General features: G+C 63.2%; 15 protein-coding genes. 6 read left to right on the forward strand and 9 right to left on the reverse strand.

The window, feature by feature from the left end:
• The first annotated feature begins 4 nt into the window (after positions 1–4).
• Positions 5–691: an ABC transporter ATP-binding protein gene (locus ACI7M0_RS17320; protein WP_020192892.1), complete on the forward strand. Its 687-nt coding sequence runs from the start codon at positions 5–7 to the stop codon at positions 689–691.
• Positions 688–3,195 carry an ABC transporter permease gene (locus ACI7M0_RS17325; protein WP_129932125.1) on the forward strand — a complete coding sequence of 836 codons (2,508 nt, stop codon included), beginning with the start codon at positions 688–690 and terminating at the stop codon, positions 3,193–3,195. Before ACI7M0_RS17320 ends, ACI7M0_RS17325 begins: the two co-directional genes overlap by 4 nt.
• 63 nt (positions 3,196–3,258) lie before the next feature.
• Here the strand turns inward: ACI7M0_RS17325 and greB are convergent, their stop codons facing one another.
• The 4 genes from greB to ACI7M0_RS17345 form a co-directional block, all read right to left on the reverse strand.
• Complete coding sequence (greB, locus tag ACI7M0_RS17330) at positions 3,259–3,747, reverse strand: transcription elongation factor GreB (protein WP_129932124.1); 489 nt, start codon at positions 3,745–3,747, stop codon at positions 3,259–3,261.
• Between the two features lie 11 nt (positions 3,748–3,758).
• Positions 3,759–4,067 (reverse strand): hypothetical protein, encoded by a 309-nt coding sequence (locus ACI7M0_RS17335; RefSeq protein WP_014591670.1) that lies wholly within the window; start codon positions 4,065–4,067, stop codon positions 3,759–3,761.
• 248 nt (positions 4,068–4,315) lie between these two features.
• Positions 4,316–4,753 carry a DoxX family protein gene (locus ACI7M0_RS17340; protein ID WP_010953281.1) on the reverse strand — a complete coding sequence of 146 codons (438 nt, stop codon included), beginning with the start codon at positions 4,751–4,753 and terminating at the stop codon, positions 4,316–4,318.
• 112 nt (positions 4,754–4,865) lie between these two features.
• A complete protein-coding gene (locus ACI7M0_RS17345; protein WP_129932123.1) occupies positions 4,866–6,272 on the reverse strand; it encodes a transglycosylase SLT domain-containing protein in 1,407 nt (468 codons plus the stop codon).
• Between the two features lie 157 nt (positions 6,273–6,429).
• Between ACI7M0_RS17345 and ACI7M0_RS17350 the strand changes: the two genes are divergently transcribed.
• The 3 genes from ACI7M0_RS17350 to ACI7M0_RS17360 all read left to right on the forward strand — a co-directional run bounded on the left by ACI7M0_RS17350 (position 6,430) and on the right by ACI7M0_RS17360 (position 9,276).
• The gene (locus ACI7M0_RS17350) at positions 6,430–7,227 is read left to right on the forward strand and encodes a TatD family hydrolase (protein WP_064493427.1); all 798 of its coding nucleotides are present in this window, start codon (positions 6,430–6,432) and stop codon (positions 7,225–7,227) included.
• 126 nt (positions 7,228–7,353) lie between these two features.
• Positions 7,354–8,832, forward strand: coding sequence for a methyl-accepting chemotaxis protein (locus tag ACI7M0_RS17355; protein WP_064493428.1), 1,479 nt, complete (start codon positions 7,354–7,356; stop codon positions 8,830–8,832).
• A gap of 75 nt (positions 8,833–8,907) precedes the next feature.
• Positions 8,908–9,276, forward strand: a complete 369-nt coding sequence (locus ACI7M0_RS17360) for an Mpo1-like protein (RefSeq protein WP_010953277.1) — start codon at positions 8,908–8,910, stop codon at positions 9,274–9,276.
• 41 nt (positions 9,277–9,317) lie between these two features.
• On the opposite strand, the gene ACI7M0_RS17365 is transcribed toward ACI7M0_RS17360, so the two are convergent.
• The 3 genes from ACI7M0_RS17365 to ACI7M0_RS17375 all read right to left on the reverse strand — a co-directional run bounded on the left by ACI7M0_RS17365 (position 9,318) and on the right by ACI7M0_RS17375 (position 11,265).
• The gene (locus ACI7M0_RS17365; RefSeq protein WP_129932122.1) at positions 9,318–10,115 is read right to left on the reverse strand and encodes an acyl-CoA thioesterase II; all 798 of its coding nucleotides are present in this window, start codon (positions 10,113–10,115) and stop codon (positions 9,318–9,320) included.
• A 77-nt stretch (positions 10,116–10,192) separates the two neighbouring features.
• Positions 10,193–10,972 (reverse strand): CHAD domain-containing protein, encoded by a 780-nt coding sequence (locus tag ACI7M0_RS17370; RefSeq protein WP_104962144.1) that lies wholly within the window; start codon positions 10,970–10,972, stop codon positions 10,193–10,195.
• A gap of 14 nt (positions 10,973–10,986) precedes the next feature.
• A complete protein-coding gene (locus ACI7M0_RS17375; protein ID WP_003250254.1) occupies positions 10,987–11,265 on the reverse strand; it encodes a lipoprotein in 279 nt (92 codons plus the stop codon).
• A gap of 177 nt (positions 11,266–11,442) precedes the next feature.
• On the opposite strand from ACI7M0_RS17375, the gene ACI7M0_RS17380 reads away from it, so the two are divergent.
• On the forward strand, positions 11,443–12,483 hold the full coding sequence (locus ACI7M0_RS17380) for a patatin-like phospholipase family protein (protein WP_026031953.1): 1,041 nt from the start codon (positions 11,443–11,445) through the stop codon (positions 12,481–12,483).
• Positions 12,484–12,599: 116 nt separating this feature from the next.
• On the opposite strand, the gene ACI7M0_RS17385 is transcribed toward ACI7M0_RS17380, so the two are convergent.
• A complete protein-coding gene (locus ACI7M0_RS17385) occupies positions 12,600–14,471 on the reverse strand; it encodes a SurA N-terminal domain-containing protein (RefSeq protein ID WP_129932121.1) in 1,872 nt (623 codons plus the stop codon).
• A gap of 181 nt (positions 14,472–14,652) precedes the next feature.
• Complete coding sequence (hupB, locus tag ACI7M0_RS17390) at positions 14,653–14,925, reverse strand: nucleoid-associated protein HU-beta (protein ID WP_003250246.1); 273 nt, start codon at positions 14,923–14,925, stop codon at positions 14,653–14,655.
• Positions 14,926–14,956 lie beyond the last annotated feature (31 nt).

Raw genomic sequence — 14,956 nt, forward strand, 5'->3', positions numbered from 1 at the left:
CTCCATGAGCCCCAGCATTCTCGTTGCGCAGAACCTTAGCAAAGTGGTCCCCAGCGCGGAAGGTGACCTTACCATCCTCCACGCACTGTCTCTCGACCTGGCCCAAGGCGACAGCCTGGCCATCGTCGGCGCCTCGGGCTCCGGCAAGTCGACCCTGCTCGGTTTGCTCGCCGGCCTCGACCGGCCCAGCGCTGGCAGCGTCATGCTCGCCGGCCACGACCTGGGGCCACTGGATGAAGACCAGCGCGCCCGTGTGCGCGCCGAGCATGTGGGATTCGTGTTCCAGTCGTTCCAGTTGCTCGACAGCCTCAATGCACTGGAAAACGTCATGCTGCCACTGGAACTGGACGGCCGCCGCGATGCCCGCGAACAGGCTCGCACTTTGCTGGAGCGGGTCGGCCTGGGCAAGCGCCTGAGCCACACACCTCGGCAGCTCTCGGGCGGCGAGCAGCAGCGCGTCGCCATCGCCCGCGCCTTCGCCGCGCAGCCTGCGGTGCTGTTCGCCGATGAGCCCACCGGTAACCTCGACAGCCACACCGGCGAGCGCATCAGCGATCTGTTGTTCGAGCTGAACAAGGAGCGCGGCACTACCCTGGTGCTGGTCACCCATGACGAACGCCTGGCACGCCGCTGCCGGCGCCAGATCCGCCTGGACGCGGGCCGCCTTGTGGCGCCGATGGAGGTCTGGTGAGCCATATGCCGCTGTCCCGCCTGTGTGGCCTGGCACTGCGCCAGTTGCTGCGCGATGTTCGCGCCAGCGAAGTGCGCGTGCTGTTCTTTGCCCTGTTGGTGGCGGTAGCCACCAGCACCGCCATCGGCTATTTCGGCGCCCGCCTCAACGGCGCCATGCAGCTGCGCGCCAGCGAGTTCCTGGGCGCCGATCTGGTACTGCAGGGCAGCGCCCCGGCCCGCGAGCAACAACTCGATGCCGGCAAGGCACTGGGCTTGCGCCACGCACACGTGGTCGAGTTCACCAGCGTGGTCGGCGGCGACAAGGGCATCCAGCTGTCCAGCGTCAAGGCCGCCGACGGCGCCTACCCGTTGCGCGGGCAAGTACGCAGCGCTCCGGCACCCTATGCCGAAGAAACACCCGGCGGCGGCCCTGCCCCTGGCGAAGTGTGGGTCGAACCGCGCCTGTTGGCGGCACTGGGGCTGGCGATCGGCGACAGCATCGACGTGGGCATGAAAACCCTGCGCATGAGCCGCGTGCTTACCTACGAACCGGACCGCGCCAACAACTTCTACAGCCTTACCCCACGCGTGATGATGAACCTGGCCGACCTGGAAGCCACCGGCGTGATCCAGCCGGGCAGCCGGGTCACCTACCGTGACCTGTGGCGCGGCGATGCCGAGGCGGTGGCGCAGTACCGTCAGGCCGTGGAAAAAGACCTGGCCGCCAACCAGCGCCTGCGTGACACCCGCGATGGCAACCAACAGATCGGCGGCGCGCTGGGCAAAGCCGAACGCTACCTGAACATGGCCAGCCTGGTGGCTGTGCTGCTGGCAGGCGTGGCCGTGGCACTGTCGGCCAGTCGCTATGCTGCACGCCGACTGGACGCCAGCGCCCTGCTGCGCTGCCTGGGCCTGTCGCGCCACCAGGCATTGGGCTTGTATTGCTTGCAACTGGCCATGCTCGGCCTGGTCGCTGCCCTGGCCGGCGCCTTGCTTGGCTGGCTGGCTCAGCTGGGCCTGTTCCGCCTGCTGCACGGCTTGCTGCCGAGCGTAGTGCCCGCTGGCGGCATCGTTCCTGCGCTGGCAGGTATCGGTACCGGGCTGGTGGCACTGGCTGGCTTTGCCCTGCCGCCGATTGCGGCGCTGGGCCAGGTGCCGCCACTGCGCGTGCTGCGCCGTGACCTGTTGCCGATACCTGCGAGCAGTTGGCTGGTGTACGGCGCCGCCCTGCTCGCCCTGGGCCTGATCATGTGGCGCCTGAGCCTCGACCTGCTGCTCACCTTCGCCCTGCTCGGTGGCGGCCTGGTCGCCGCACTTCTGCTCGGCGGCCTGCTGTTGCTCGGTTTACGCAGCCTGCGCCAGCTGCTGGCCGGTGCGCCACTCACCTGGCGTCTGGGGCTGGGCCAGCTATTGCGCCACCCCATGGCGGCAGCAGGCCAAGCCCTGGCATTCGGCCTGATACTGCTGGCCATGGCCTTGGTCGCCCTGCTGCGCGCAGAGCTGCTCGATACCTGGCAAGCACAGCTACCCAAGGATGCGCCTAACCACTTCGCCCTGAACATCCTGCCAGATGACCGTGAGCCGTTCATTCAACACCTGCACCAGGTCAATGCCGCTTCAGCGCCGCTGTACCCGGTAACGCCCGGGCGCCTGGTGCAAATCAATGAAAAACCGGTACAGCAGGTGGTCAGCAAGGACTCGGCAGGCGAGCGCGCCGTGCAGCGCGACCTCAGCCTGACCTGGGCCGCCGAGTTGCCCGAAGGCAACGTGCTGACCGCCGGCAACTGGTGGCAAGCCTTGCCAGCCGACAACGACATCCCCGGGGTTTCAGTGGAGGCGGAGCTGGCCAGCAGCCTGAAACTGCAGATGGGCGACCTGCTGACGTTCGATATTGGCGGCCAGCAGCGCCAGGCCCGCGTGAGCAGCCTGCGCAACGTGCATTGGGACAGCTTCCAGCCGAACTTCTACATGATCTTCCAGCCTGGCACGCTGCAGGGGCTGCCGACCACTTACCTGACCAGCTTCTACCTGGCACCGGGGCATGACCTGGATGTCGTCGCGCTGTCACGGGCGTTTCCGGCGGTGACCATCCTGCAGGTGGATGCCTTGCTCGACCAGCTGCGCAGCATTCTCGCCCAGGTAACCCTGGCGGTGGAGTATGTGTTGCTGTTCGTGCTGGCCGCCGGGCTGGCAGTGCTGTTCGCCGGCTTGCAGGCCACGCTGGACGAGCGTATTCGCCAAGGCGCACTGTTGCGCGCACTGGGCGCGGCGCGGCCGTTGCTGGTCAAGGCCCGGCGAATCGAGTTCGGCCTGCTGGGTGCGGCCAGCGGGCTATTGGCGGCCGTGGGCTGCGAACTGATTACCTGGGTGCTGTACCGCTATGCCTTCGATTTGCAGTGGAGCCCGCACCCGTGGCTGCTGGTGTTGCCGCTGACGGGGGCACTGCTGGTGGGTGGTGCTGGGGTGCTGGGAACACGGCGGGCGTTGAATGCCAGCCCGCTGGCGGTGTTGCGCGAGGCTTGAGGCCTGGCTGTCAGCGCTTCTGCCGGGACAGCACATGCCTCAGGCTGACGCAAGACGGGCCAGTCAGTCCATCGAGACTGACTGGCCGTAACGGATGCTGCTCACATACCAGGTCGCTTCACCGGTAGGTGTATGCACCACCACCTCATCACCCTCCTCCTTCTTCAGCAAGGCACGGGCCATGGGCGAATCGATCGAGATGTAATCGTTGCGCCCGTAGATCTCGTCGTAGCCGACAATGCGAAACTTCATGGTCTCGCCCTCGTCGTTCTCGATCTCAACCCAGGCACCGAAAAACACTTTGCCTTCCTGCTCGGGCGAGTACGCCACCACTTTCACATCTTCAAGCCGCTTGCGCAGGTATCGCACCCTGCGGTCGATTTCGCGCAGCAGCTTCTTGTTGTACTGGTAGTCCGCGTTCTCGCTGCGGTCACCCAACGAAGCCGCCCAGGCAACCTTTTGGGTGATTTCCGGACGATACACCCGCCACAGGTGGTCCAGCTCTTTCTTCAGCGCCTCATGGCCTTCTGTGGTGATGATGTTGGTGCTCAATAGCGCATTCCTCAGCGGCGGGTAATCAGGCCTTGACGCGCGATGCGGGTGAGATGGCCGATGACTTCGGCGGCTTCGTCCGGTGCCGGCGCCTGGATCACAGCCAGGTCGAAGCGGTCATTGCCATACTGCGCGAGGTGGCAGCCACTATCAGCGAACTGGATCAGAAAGGCACGCGCCTGTCCCTTGCGCCGTGACAGGCCTTCAAGATGACGCAAAAGGGTGGGCTGATGCCGGCCGCCGAGCAGGATGCGCGGTGTGCGGGACGCCTGGTTGGCAGGCAAAGGGCTCAAACAGACACTGGTACGTGGGCAACTCATGGAGCTTCTCTCCGCCTCGCGAATCCCGCTGGGCAGCGGTGGGAGGCGTCACCGAACCAGCGCTTTAGCGGTATTTCGGACGGCCCGGAGGTGGGGCTTTCCTGCGCCCCGCAAGTAGCTGTTTAAATCGGCGCAGGCGGTATGCTAGAGCGATGAGCCCCAAGTTGCAAGCGACAAGCCCCAAGCAAGAACAAGCCGAGTACTGGCCCGCGCTTGCCTGCGGCTCGTAGCTCACAGCGTGCAGCTGATTACCGGGCGATCAGGCGGTCGAGCGAGAAGCGGCCAGCGCCTTCGATCATGACTGCAACGGTGCCGGCCAACAGCGCCAGGGCGAACTCATAGCCGTTGTTGGACATGAACAGGCCGTTGCCGATGTGCACCGAAACGATCGCCACTATCAAGGTCACCGTCAGCGCCAGGGCCGCCGGGCGAGCCAGCAGGCCGACCACCAAGGCCAGGCCGCCGAAGAATTCGGCACTACCGGACAATAGGGCCATCAGGTAACCCGGCGCCAGGCCGATGCTTTCCATCCATTGGCCGGTGCCTTCCAGGCCGTAGCCACCGAACAGGCCGAAGAGTTTTTGCGCACCATGAGCCATGAAGATGATGCCGACCAGGATGCGGATAACGCTCAAGCCAGCGCCAGCACGTGTAGAGAACAGAGCGTTGAGGGTAGTGTTGTTCATGTCGAAGCGTCCTTGAAGTGAAGCAGTTGTGTGGGTATGGGCGCCATCATAATCAATTCTCTTGATATGAAAATCGCAAAAAACCCAACATTACAATCGATAAAATCGATGCTTAACGCTTCGCTACACGCTCCAGTGCCGCGCGTTCGCGGTTGAACGCCAGGTAGTACTTGTTGATGCTGTTGACGAAATTGACCGGTCCCATCCCCACTTGCTCCATGGCGATGCGTTCGGTCTGGAAAAACCACTGGTTGCCGTTGAGCCCCCGCCGTCGAGCCTCTGCACGCATGGCCTGAACCCGCTCGGGGCCGAGGTTGTAGGCTGCCAGCACAAAGGCCATGCGCTCACGCTCGTTGATCTTGGCACTGGCAAAAAACTTGCGCCGGATAAGCGCCAGGTAACGGGCACTGGCCAGGACATTGCCATCTACCGTCGCAGTATTGCTCACCCCCACCCGCTGGGCCGCCGAAGGGGTAATCTGCATCAGGCCATGGGCACCGCCAGTACCGCGTGCAGCCGGGTTGAGCGTCGACTCCTTGAAGGCCAATGCAGCCAGGTTGAGCCAGTCGATCTGTTGCGCCTGGCCATGCTTCTGCAACACCGCCCGCACCGATGCCAGACGCTGGCGGTCCTTGCTGGCCAACGGGTTGTGTACCCGGTACTGGCGGCGGTAGATGCGCTCGAATGCGGCATCCTGGTTATCTGGCGCGCGGTAACCTTGCAGAAAGTGATCGACTGCGGCCAGCAATTGCGGCGCTTCACCCCCTACATACCAGCGCATGGCTTGCGGCGCCCCCAGGCGCACCCGGCTATCCAGGCGCAGGCGCGGCATAACCCGGGCCCAACGCCGGGCAATGGGCTGCTCGACCACGGTCAGGTGGTAGATGCCTGCCTGTACCATCTCCAGCACATCCTCCACCGCCAGCGTTGAATCGACCCACTCCACTTTGATCGGCGGCCGCTTGCGCAGTGCCAGTTGCTGGTTGACCTGCTGGATCAGCGGCCCGGCGGCGCTGGCACTGGTCAAGGCCACGGTACGCCCTGACAGCTGTTCGACCTTGCTGAAACTCCGCTCGCCTTTGCGCCCGACCAGCATCAGCGGCACTTGGTCGAGTATCGGCGCACTGCCGCGGACACCGCTCACCGTAGTGGGGTCAAGCAGCTCGCCTGGCGCGGCCAGGTCACCCTCACCGCGGGCCAGGGCGCCCAGCAACTGTTCCTTGGCCCGCGGGATGAGCTTTAGCTGGATCTGCTGGTCGTCGGCGATACGAGCATTGAGGAAATGCTCCAGGGCACGCAGACGATAATACTCGATGCCGACTGGCTCGCCCTTGACCTCACCAGAGCTGTTGCGGCTCTGGTTGACCAGCACTCGCAGTACTTTGCTGGTGCGAATCTGCGCCAGGTCACGCACCTTGGCAGGCGGTATGTTTTGCTGCGGCCCCGGCGAGCGCGCCTGGGCGGGACCGGCAAAGGCCAACCCCAGCGTCAGCAGAAAAATGAGCCAGCATCGCTGCATGCGAAAACGTGTCCGTGGTCGGTGAGCGGCATCCATGGGTTGCACCGCCAAGTGATAAACGACGGTAAAAGACCACGGCAACAGCATGAAGTTCTTGGTTTTTTCAGAAAAACGCGGTTTTTGCTATGCTGGCCGCCCCGCGGCACGAGATAGCACCATGCAACTGATCGATATCGGCGTCAACCTGACCAACAGCAGTTTCCACGACCAACAGGCCGCAATCGTCGAGCGCGCACTGGAGGCCGGCGTTACGCAAATGCTGCTGACAGGCACCAGCCTGGCGGTCAGCGAACAAGCGCTGGAGCTGTGCCAACAACTGGATGCCAGCGGCGCGCACCTGTTCGCCACGGCCGGCGTGCACCCTCATGATGCCAAGGCCTGGGATGCCGACAGCGAGCGCCAGCTGCGACTGTTGCTGAGCGAACCGCGCGTACGCGCAGTAGGCGAATGCGGCCTGGATTTCAACCGCGACTTTTCCCCTCGCCCGCTGCAGGAAAAAGCCCTGGAAGCCCAGCTGACACTGGCTGCGCAGCTGCGCCTGCCGGTGTTCCTGCACGAGCGCGATGCCAGCGAGCGCTTGCTGGCGATTCTCAAGGACTACCGCGACCACCTGACCGGCGCGGTGGTGCACTGCTTCACCGGTGAGCGCGAGGCGCTGTTCGCCTACCTGGACCTGGACCTGCACATCGGCATTACCGGCTGGATCTGCGACGAACGCCGCGGCACTCACCTGCACCCGCTGGTGGGCAACATCCCTGAAGGCCGGCTGATGCTGGAAAGCGACGCGCCCTACCTGCTGCCGCGCAGCTTGCGGCCCAAGCCCAAGAGCGGGCGCAACGAGCCGGCGTTCTTGCCGGAGGTACTGCGCGAGGTGGCCTTGCATCGCGGTGAATCAGCCGAGCACACGGCAGCGCATACCACGGCAACGGCGCGCGATTTTTTCCAGCTCCCCTGAATCTCGCGTGTTTCCGCGGGGCGGGTGAACACAGTTGATATGCATCAACACATGTCCAGGTGGATGTGGGCACAATGATGGCACCTTGCCAATATTGTTTCCGCTCAACTCAGAGAAGACCTGCCCATGGGTGCCTGGCTTAGCAATGTTTCCCTGAAGTACAAATTCTGGGCCGTCAACGCAGTGGCCTTTGTCACCACCTTGCTGCTGGTGCTGTACGCAGTGCACCTGGAGCAACGCGCACGTGCCGAGGCGGCTCAGGGCCTGGCGGTCGCACAAGCCCAGTTGCTGGCCGCCTGGCCAGCCGGGCAAGCACTGCCACGCCCGGCCAACGTCATCAGTTGGTCAACCGGGCAAACGCCAACCTACGCCGGAGAGGCGCTCGATGCCCTGCGCAACGCCCAAGGCTGGGTAGCATTGCCGAGCGCCTGGATCCTCGGTGAAAACCCGCTGCGTGGCGCACAGGTATTGCGCAATGGCGACCAGCAGTTGGCTGTGCTGGCCCAGTCACCCAGCCTGCGCCAGGTTTTCTTCGATCGCTTCAGCAATTACGCGGTGTGTGTGCTGATCCTGATGCTGGCCATGCTCGGCGCCTCGCAACTGCTGATCCGCTTCCTGCTCAGCCAACTCAACACCCTCAAGGACGTGATGCTGCACGTGGAAAAAACCGGCGACCTGTCGGCCCGCGTACCGCTAGCCAGTGGCGACGAGGTCGGCCAGATGGCCGGGGCCTTCAACGCCATGCAGTCCACCTATCACCGCGTGGTCAGCACCGTCGCCCACAGCGCAGCACAGCTTGACTCGGGCGCTGCACGCCTGGCCGCCAGCATGAGCGACGTACGCCATGGCATGCTCGGCCAGCAGAGTGAAACCGACCAGGCCGCCACTGCCATCAACGAAATGTCGGCGACCGTGCACCACATTGCCCAGCACGCCGGTGCCACCCGCGATTTGTCACAAACCGCCGACACCTTGGCCGGCAGCGGCCAAGCGGTGGTCAGCCGAGTGCAGGATTCGATTTCCGGGCTTTCCAGCGGCGTGCAACAAACTGCCGAGATGATTCGACAGCTAGCCGAGGACAGCCAGAAGATCAACGGTGTAGTCAGTGTGATCCACAGTATTGCCGAACAGACCAACTTGCTGGCGCTTAATGCTGCCATCGAAGCCGCGCGCGCCGGCGACCTGGGCCGCGGCTTTGCCGTGGTGGCCGATGAAGTGCGCAACCTGGCCAAACGCGTGCAAACCTCCACGGATGAAATCACCACCATGGTTTCGGCCCTGCAGTCGGGCACCCGCGATGCGGTGGAGTTCATGCAGGAAAGTTCGTACAAGGCCGACGACTGTGTACGTCAGGCACAGGAAGCCGGTGAGGCGCTGGCGGAAATTACCGGTGCCGTGGCGCAGATGCGCGAAAGCAATACCCAGATCGCTGTAGCGGCCGAGCAGCAAAGCCAGGTAGCCGAGGAAATGAACCGCGCGGTGGTCAGCATCCGCGATGTCACCGAGCGGACCGTGCAGCAGACGGTCGGTTCGGCGACCACCAGCAGCGAACTGGCGACCCTGGCCGGCGAACTGAACAAGGCCATTGGCCAGCTCAAGCTATAGTCACCATAGCCAGGTTCGATTGGCCCCCGCTTGGGGGCCGCACTAAGCTTTGGGCATGACCGAGAGGAAATCCCCATGAGCAAACGCCTGCCCAATCTTCCCGCCTGGCAATGGCGCGGCTACCACCACAATCACCGCCACCCGGCCAACCTGGTGTTGCACCTGATCGCTGTGCCGTTGTTCATTCTGGGGACACTGCTGGTGCTGTCCGGTCTGTTTGGTTTCGACCTCGGCCAGATCGCGGTGGGTGTGATTGCCTTGATCGCAGCGTTGGGCCTGCAGCGCCAAGGCCACCGCCTTGAAGCCCAGCAGCCCGAACCGTTCGCCAACCGCCAGGATGCCGTGCAGCGCTTACTGACCGAGCAGTTCATCACCTTTCCGCGCTTTGTGGTGAGCGGGGCCTGGTGGAGGGCCTGGCGGGAGCGGCACAAGCACCGGCACTGAGCCAGCTGCCGGAGCGCTGCTTGTGAGCAGCCTTGCAAGGGTCAGGCGAAAACGGTGACGGTCTGCCGGCTCAACGCCAACAACTCGCCCTGCGCCGTCCACAACGCCGCAGCAGCATGCCCATAGCCATCCCGCGCATGCTCGGTCTCCACACAGTACCGGCACCAATCCAGGGTCGACAGCTTCGCCGTTGGCTGGATGAACTCGATGGTCCAGGTCAACGTACTACCCGCAGCGGGCTGCTTGAGAAACGGCATGAGGCTGGGCGGCCAGGCATCGACCAACGCCAACAGGTGCGCCTCGTTCACCTGTTCTTCCACCACATCCCGCAAGCGCACCCAGCCGCCCATCTTGCGCGACTGATTGCCACTGAACGGCAGCCCACCTACTGCCCAGCGCAGGGCCACGTGCCGCATGAACTCAGGGGTAACGCCTTTGATATAGGGCAACTCCGGGGCCGCCTCATCGAGCGCAGGCATTTCGATAGCCGGTAACGCCGGCACTTCGACCACCGAAGGGCGGCCCGCACCGAAATTGCCCTGCACCAAAGTCACCACCTGGCTATCCTGAACAGCGCGGCCCAGCAACGTGCTAACCGCCTTGCCTTCGCGCAAAACCTCCACCTCGAAGCGGATGGGCACATCCGCCGCCGCGGGTGCCACGAAGCTGATGGCCAATGAGCGTACCGGGCGGTTGTCGCTGATCTTGAGGCGCATGGTTTCATAGACCATGGCCGCCATCAGCCCGCCAAAGGCAGCGCGCCCCTGGGCCCAGCTGGGCGGAATGCTGACGGAATCCGGGTTGGCCCGCACGGCGTCGAGCAGTTGGTTGAAAGTCATTGGCCGGCTCCTGCCTGCAAAGAAAAAGGTCCGCTCATCCTAGCCAGCAAACGCCAAGCATTCAGCCCGCATATCGGTCATTTTCCGTGATAACGCCGCGCCAGCGCCTCTTGCAGGGCATCCAGCGTCACATCCGACTGGCGCTCCGCCTCATGCAGCTCCTGCTCCCAATCGGCTTTGCAGGGGAGCAAGTCGGCATGGTCGCGCGCTTGCAGCAGCCATTGCAGGCGGTCGTGCCAATCACCCAGGTTGCCCTGTGCCTTTTTCAGCAGACGTTGCAGTTTCTTCCCTGCGTGATCGAGTTGCGGGTAGGCCTCATCGCCATAGCGTGCACGCTTGATCAGCAAACGCAGGCGGTGTCGATCGTGAGCAGGGTCCTGCAACGCTTTGTGCAACTTGCGCCACTGCTTGACCAAGCGCTTGTCGATACGTTTGCTTAGCGACTTGACCAGCCCCTCCCGGCCCGCCGCCCGCAGGAACAATGGAAAGGCGTCGAGAATCGCCAATACCCTGGCCAGCTGTGGGCTGGCAGCGACACTGGCGAAAGTCCTGTCACGCCCCTCCAGACGCCGCTGCCCGGCTGCTGTGTGACCGCGCCCGATCAGCTCGGCCGCCAGCACCTCGCGATCACGCAGCGGCGTGGTAAGGGTCCCCAGCGAACGTGCAGCATCCTCCAACTGCTCCACGCCAGGCAGCCCACGCAGCGGCCTCAGCAGACTGCGCAGGCGCCGCAAGGTGGTACGCAAGTCGTGCAAGGCCTCGCTGTCGGTATTGGCAGCCAGGCGTTCACGACAGGCCAGCAAGCGCACCTGCAAGGTCAGTATCTGGGCAACGACATGGTCGAGCATGGCAGACATACGATGCTCCCTGTTCAGCGCCCGGCGCGAGATTCACGAATGTAGAACCGCGCCTTTTCGGCTTTGCGGGTACAGCTTTCGTAGCCTTCGAACTGCTGCTGGGTCTTGGCCCCGGTCAGCAATGACAAGGCCTTGGAATAACTTACGGCACCGGCGAAGCCTTCGGCCTTGGCCAGGTCCAGCTCCTTCCAGGCGGCATCCAGCTGGGTCGCGCAGCTGTCACGGTAGGCCGTCTTGCCCGCGCAGCCAGCAAGGGCCAGGGCAATCAGTGGAAGGCAAATCCAGGCTTTCATCAGTAATACCTCTATGGAAAAACGGTGGCTGTTCGACGCTCCGACAGCTGGAAAGTGCCATGCCCAGCCGGCTTTGCCTGGCCAGTTTTATTACAGTAGCTCAGCACGATCTACATTGAAGCACAGGCAGCGATGGGTGCATTGTAGGACCATGATGGCACTGGCCGGGGAATGTTCATGAGTAAACGTGTGGCACTGGTACTGGGATCGGGCGGCGCCCGAGGGTATGCGCACATCGGCGTGATCGAGGAAATCGAGCGCCGCGGCTACGACATAGCCTGCGTCGCGGGGTGTTCCATGGGCGCGGTGATTGGCGGTATCTATGCCGCCGGCAAGCTCGACGACTATCGCAACTGGATCGAAAGCCTCGACTACCTCGATGTGCTGCGCCTGGTCGACGTCAGCTTTCGCCTCGGTGCGATTCGCGGCGACAAGGTGTTCGGGCAGATCCGCAAGATCGTCGGCGAGATAAACATCGAGCAACTGCGCATACCCTACACCGCAGTGGCCGCCGACCTTACCAACCAGCAGGAAATCTGGTTCCAGGAAGGTTGCCTGCATCAGGCCATGCGCGCCTCGGCGGCCATTCCCAGCCTGTTCACGCCGGTGATGCAAGGCAACCGCATGCTTGTCGACGGTGGCATCCTCAACCCGCTGCCAATCGTGCCGGTGGTGTCCAGCCATTGCGACCTGATCATCGCGGTAAACCTAAACGCCACCAACCAGAAGCAGTACCAGTTGCCGGTGATCGAGCGCCCGGCGGCGTTCAAGATGCGCTTTGACGCCTTGTTGAGCTCGCTGGGTTCACGCTTGCCATTCCGGCGCAAACCGGCGGAAGAGCTGATCCGCATCGAAAAGGAGATCGTCGCCGAGGGGTTGGCACCGCCAAGCCCGTGGCTTGCCGACAGCGCCGACCCGGAAAGCCAGCAACCGGCAGCGGCCCCGGAGCGCGAGGGCGCGCCGAAGTCTGCCACCGGTTCTTTCATCATCGACAACGTGGGGCCGGCCTCACTCCTGGACTTGATCAACCAGAGCTTCGAGGTCATGCAGACTTCGCTGGCACAGTACAAGATTGCCGGCTATCCACCGGATGTGCTGATCAACGTACCCAAGCGGGTGTGCCGGTTTTTCGAGTTCTACAAGGCGCCGGAGCTCATCGCCCTGGGGCGAGAGATTGCACGCGATACGCTGGACAGTTATGAAGGGGTGAAGCGGTAGCACCTGGTTGGCGCCACCCCTGAAGGCGCTGTGACCTTCGACAATGACCGTGCTCGCGGCTGGCGAAAACGAAACAGGCCGCACGAGGCGGCCTGTTTCTTCATGCAACGAACACCTTAGTAACGGGTAATGTCTGCATTGGCTTCCAGCTGCTTGCGGTAAGCGGCAAAGTCCTGCTGGCCAGCACGTGACGCGAGGTAGCGGCGAATTTGCTGCTTCTCTTCGTCGGTGGCGGCAGCGCCTTCGTTCACGCCCTTGAGCTGCAACACCACCAGGCTACCGTCACGCAGCACGACGCTGCCATACACTGGCTTGTCCTTGGCTTGCGGCTTGCCCAGACGGAACAGTGCCTGCAGTTCGGCCGGGTCAATACCGTCCTCACCACGGGTGACGGCTTCATAGGCTTTCCAGCCTTGGCCTTCGTGCACGCTGCCTGCTGCGATGGAACCGTCACGCAGGCCGGCAATCAGCTTGTCTGCCTTGGCCTTGAGTTCGGCAGTCGCCTTCTCTTTGGCCAGGTGCTCCCTGATATTCTTGGCCACAGCGTCCAGCGGCAGTTGCTCTGGCTTGCGGTGTTCCTTGACGCGCAGCACCACGGTGGTCTCAGGGTCGAGCTCGATGGCGGTGCTGTTGGCACCCTCATCCAGCACTTCTTCAGAGAACGCAGCCTGCACCACCGCACGGTTGGCGGTAATGCCTTCACCGCCCTCGCGGCCGAAGGCGGCGGAGGTGTGCACCTTGAGGTTCAGGTCCTGGGCCGGCTGGGTCAGGTCGGAAGCCTCGTAGGCAGCATCCTGCAGTTGCTTGCTGGCGTCGACATAACGCTGCTCGACCAGCGGCATCTTCAGATCGCGGGTCAGTTTGTCCTTCAGGCTGGCGAAGCTCGGTACCTCTGGCGCCTGGACGCCCAGCAGCTTGATCAGATGGTAGCCAAACTCGGTGCGCACCGGTGCAGATACCTGCCCATCCTGCAGCTTGTACAGCGCCTCTTCGAAGGCCGGGTCGTATACGCCCGGGCCGGCAAAGCCAAGGTCACCACCGGTGTTGGCGGAGCCTGGGTCCTGAGAGAACTCCTTGGCCAAAGCGGCAAAGTCCTCACCCTTGGCCAGACGCTGCTCGATCTCTTCGGCGCGGGCCTTGGCCTGGGCGTCGGTGACCTTGTCGTTGACCTCGATGAGGATGTGCGCGGCATGGCGCTGCTCGGCCAGGTTGGCGATTTCCTTCTCGTACTGGGCCTTGAGCTCTTCGTCAGTCACTTTGACCTGATCGAAGAAAGCCGACTTCTTCAGCTCGATGTAGTCGATCACGACCTGGTCAGGCGACATGAACTCCTTGGCGTGCTGGTCGTAGTGCGCCTTGACCTCTTCGTCGCTGACCTTGACTGCGGCCGGGTCGGCCTTGAAGGTCAGGGAGGCGAAGTCGCGGGTCTGCTTCTCCAGGCGAGCGAAGGCATCGACCTGTTGATCGGTGACGAAGCTGCTGCCGGCCAGGCCGGTGCGCAGTTGGCCGATGAGCATTTCCTCGCCGAGCATCTCGCGGAACTGCATGCGACCGTAGCCCATCTGGCGGATCACCTGGTCGAAACGCTCAGCGCTGAACTTGCCGTCCACCTGGAACTCAGGGGTCTGCAGGATCACCTGATCCAGCGCGGCCTCGGAGAATGCGAACTTGGCATCCTCAGCACCTTGCAGCAGCAGCTTGCGGCTGATCAGCCCCTTGAGTGCCTCCTCACGCAGCAACTTGTCATCCAGCAGCGCCGGGTCGAAATCCTTGCCCAACTGTTGCATCAGTTGACGGCGCTGCATGTCGGCCGCCTGGCTCAGTTCGTTCTGGCTGATGGTCTGGCCGTTCACCTTGGCGGCGTCCTGGCTATGAGTGGCGGCCTGGAAAATGGCTTCGAAACCGGTCAATGCCATCAACACGACGATAAGGCCGATGATGGTCTTGGCAATCCAACCTTGTGAATTGTCCCTGATATTTTGCAGCATGCGTCCCCCAGAAACGGCTGTACCACTGCGTCGACAACCGCGGAGCGTGGGTAGAATCCTGATAAAAGAAAGGCGCATCCGAGGATGCGCCTTTTCTTAGCAAACGTGTCAGGCGGGAACGTTTGCGCCCCGCCATCACCGTGCTCGGACCAGGCCAGGCCGGGTCCGGCTGAAAGACGACTTAGTTGACGGCGTCTTTCAGGCCTTTGCCGGCCTTGAAACCTGGAACCTTGGCGGCTTCGATCTTGATTGCCTTGCCGGTTTGCGGGTTGCGGCCAGTACGCTCGGCGCGCTCCTTGACCGAGAAGGTACCAAAGCCAACCAGTACCACATCGTCACCTTGCTTCAGGGCGCCGGTGACGGATTCGATGACTGCGTCCAGCGCACGGCCGGCTACAGCTTTCGGGATGTCTGCAGATGCGGCGATAGCGTCAATCAGTTCCGACTTGTTCACTCTAAGTCCCCTTATTTCTCTATTGAGTTTG

Origin of the sequence: Pseudomonas sp. 10(2024), assembly GCF_045164175.1 — a bacterium.
GTDB classification, from domain to species: Bacteria; Pseudomonadota; Gammaproteobacteria; order Pseudomonadales; family Pseudomonadaceae; genus Aquipseudomonas; species Aquipseudomonas alloputida.

Bases quoted from the DNA above. Each gene is read 5' to 3' on its own strand.
- ACI7M0_RS17375 (WP_003250254.1), bottom strand. From the start codon at position 11,265: ATGAAAGCCTGGATTTGCCTTCCACTGATTGCCCTGGCCCTTGCTGGC.
- ACI7M0_RS17385 (WP_129932121.1), bottom strand. From the start codon at position 14,471: ATGCTGCAAAATATCAGGGACAATTCACAAGGTTGGATTGCCAAGACC.
- ACI7M0_RS17380 (WP_026031953.1), top strand. From the start codon at position 11,443: ATGAGTAAACGTGTGGCACTGGTACTGGGATCGGGCGGCGCCCGAGGG.
- ACI7M0_RS17360 (WP_010953277.1), top strand. From the start codon at position 8,908: ATGAGCAAACGCCTGCCCAATCTTCCCGCCTGGCAATGGCGCGGCTAC.
- ACI7M0_RS17370 (WP_104962144.1), bottom strand. From the start codon at position 10,972: ATGTCTGCCATGCTCGACCATGTCGTTGCCCAGATACTGACCTTGCAG.
- ACI7M0_RS17365 (WP_129932122.1), bottom strand. From the start codon at position 10,115: ATGACTTTCAACCAACTGCTCGACGCCGTGCGGGCCAACCCGGATTCC.
- ACI7M0_RS17340 (WP_010953281.1), bottom strand. From the start codon at position 4,753: ATGAACAACACTACCCTCAACGCTCTGTTCTCTACACGTGCTGGCGCT.
- ACI7M0_RS17335 (WP_014591670.1), bottom strand. From the start codon at position 4,067: ATGAGTTGCCCACGTACCAGTGTCTGTTTGAGCCCTTTGCCTGCCAAC.
- ACI7M0_RS17345 (WP_129932123.1), bottom strand. From the start codon at position 6,272: ATGCAGCGATGCTGGCTCATTTTTCTGCTGACGCTGGGGTTGGCCTTT.
- ACI7M0_RS17350 (WP_064493427.1), top strand. From the start codon at position 6,430: ATGCAACTGATCGATATCGGCGTCAACCTGACCAACAGCAGTTTCCAC.
- ACI7M0_RS17320 (WP_020192892.1), top strand. From the start codon at position 5: ATGAGCCCCAGCATTCTCGTTGCGCAGAACCTTAGCAAAGTGGTCCCC.
- ACI7M0_RS17355 (WP_064493428.1), top strand. From the start codon at position 7,354: ATGGGTGCCTGGCTTAGCAATGTTTCCCTGAAGTACAAATTCTGGGCC.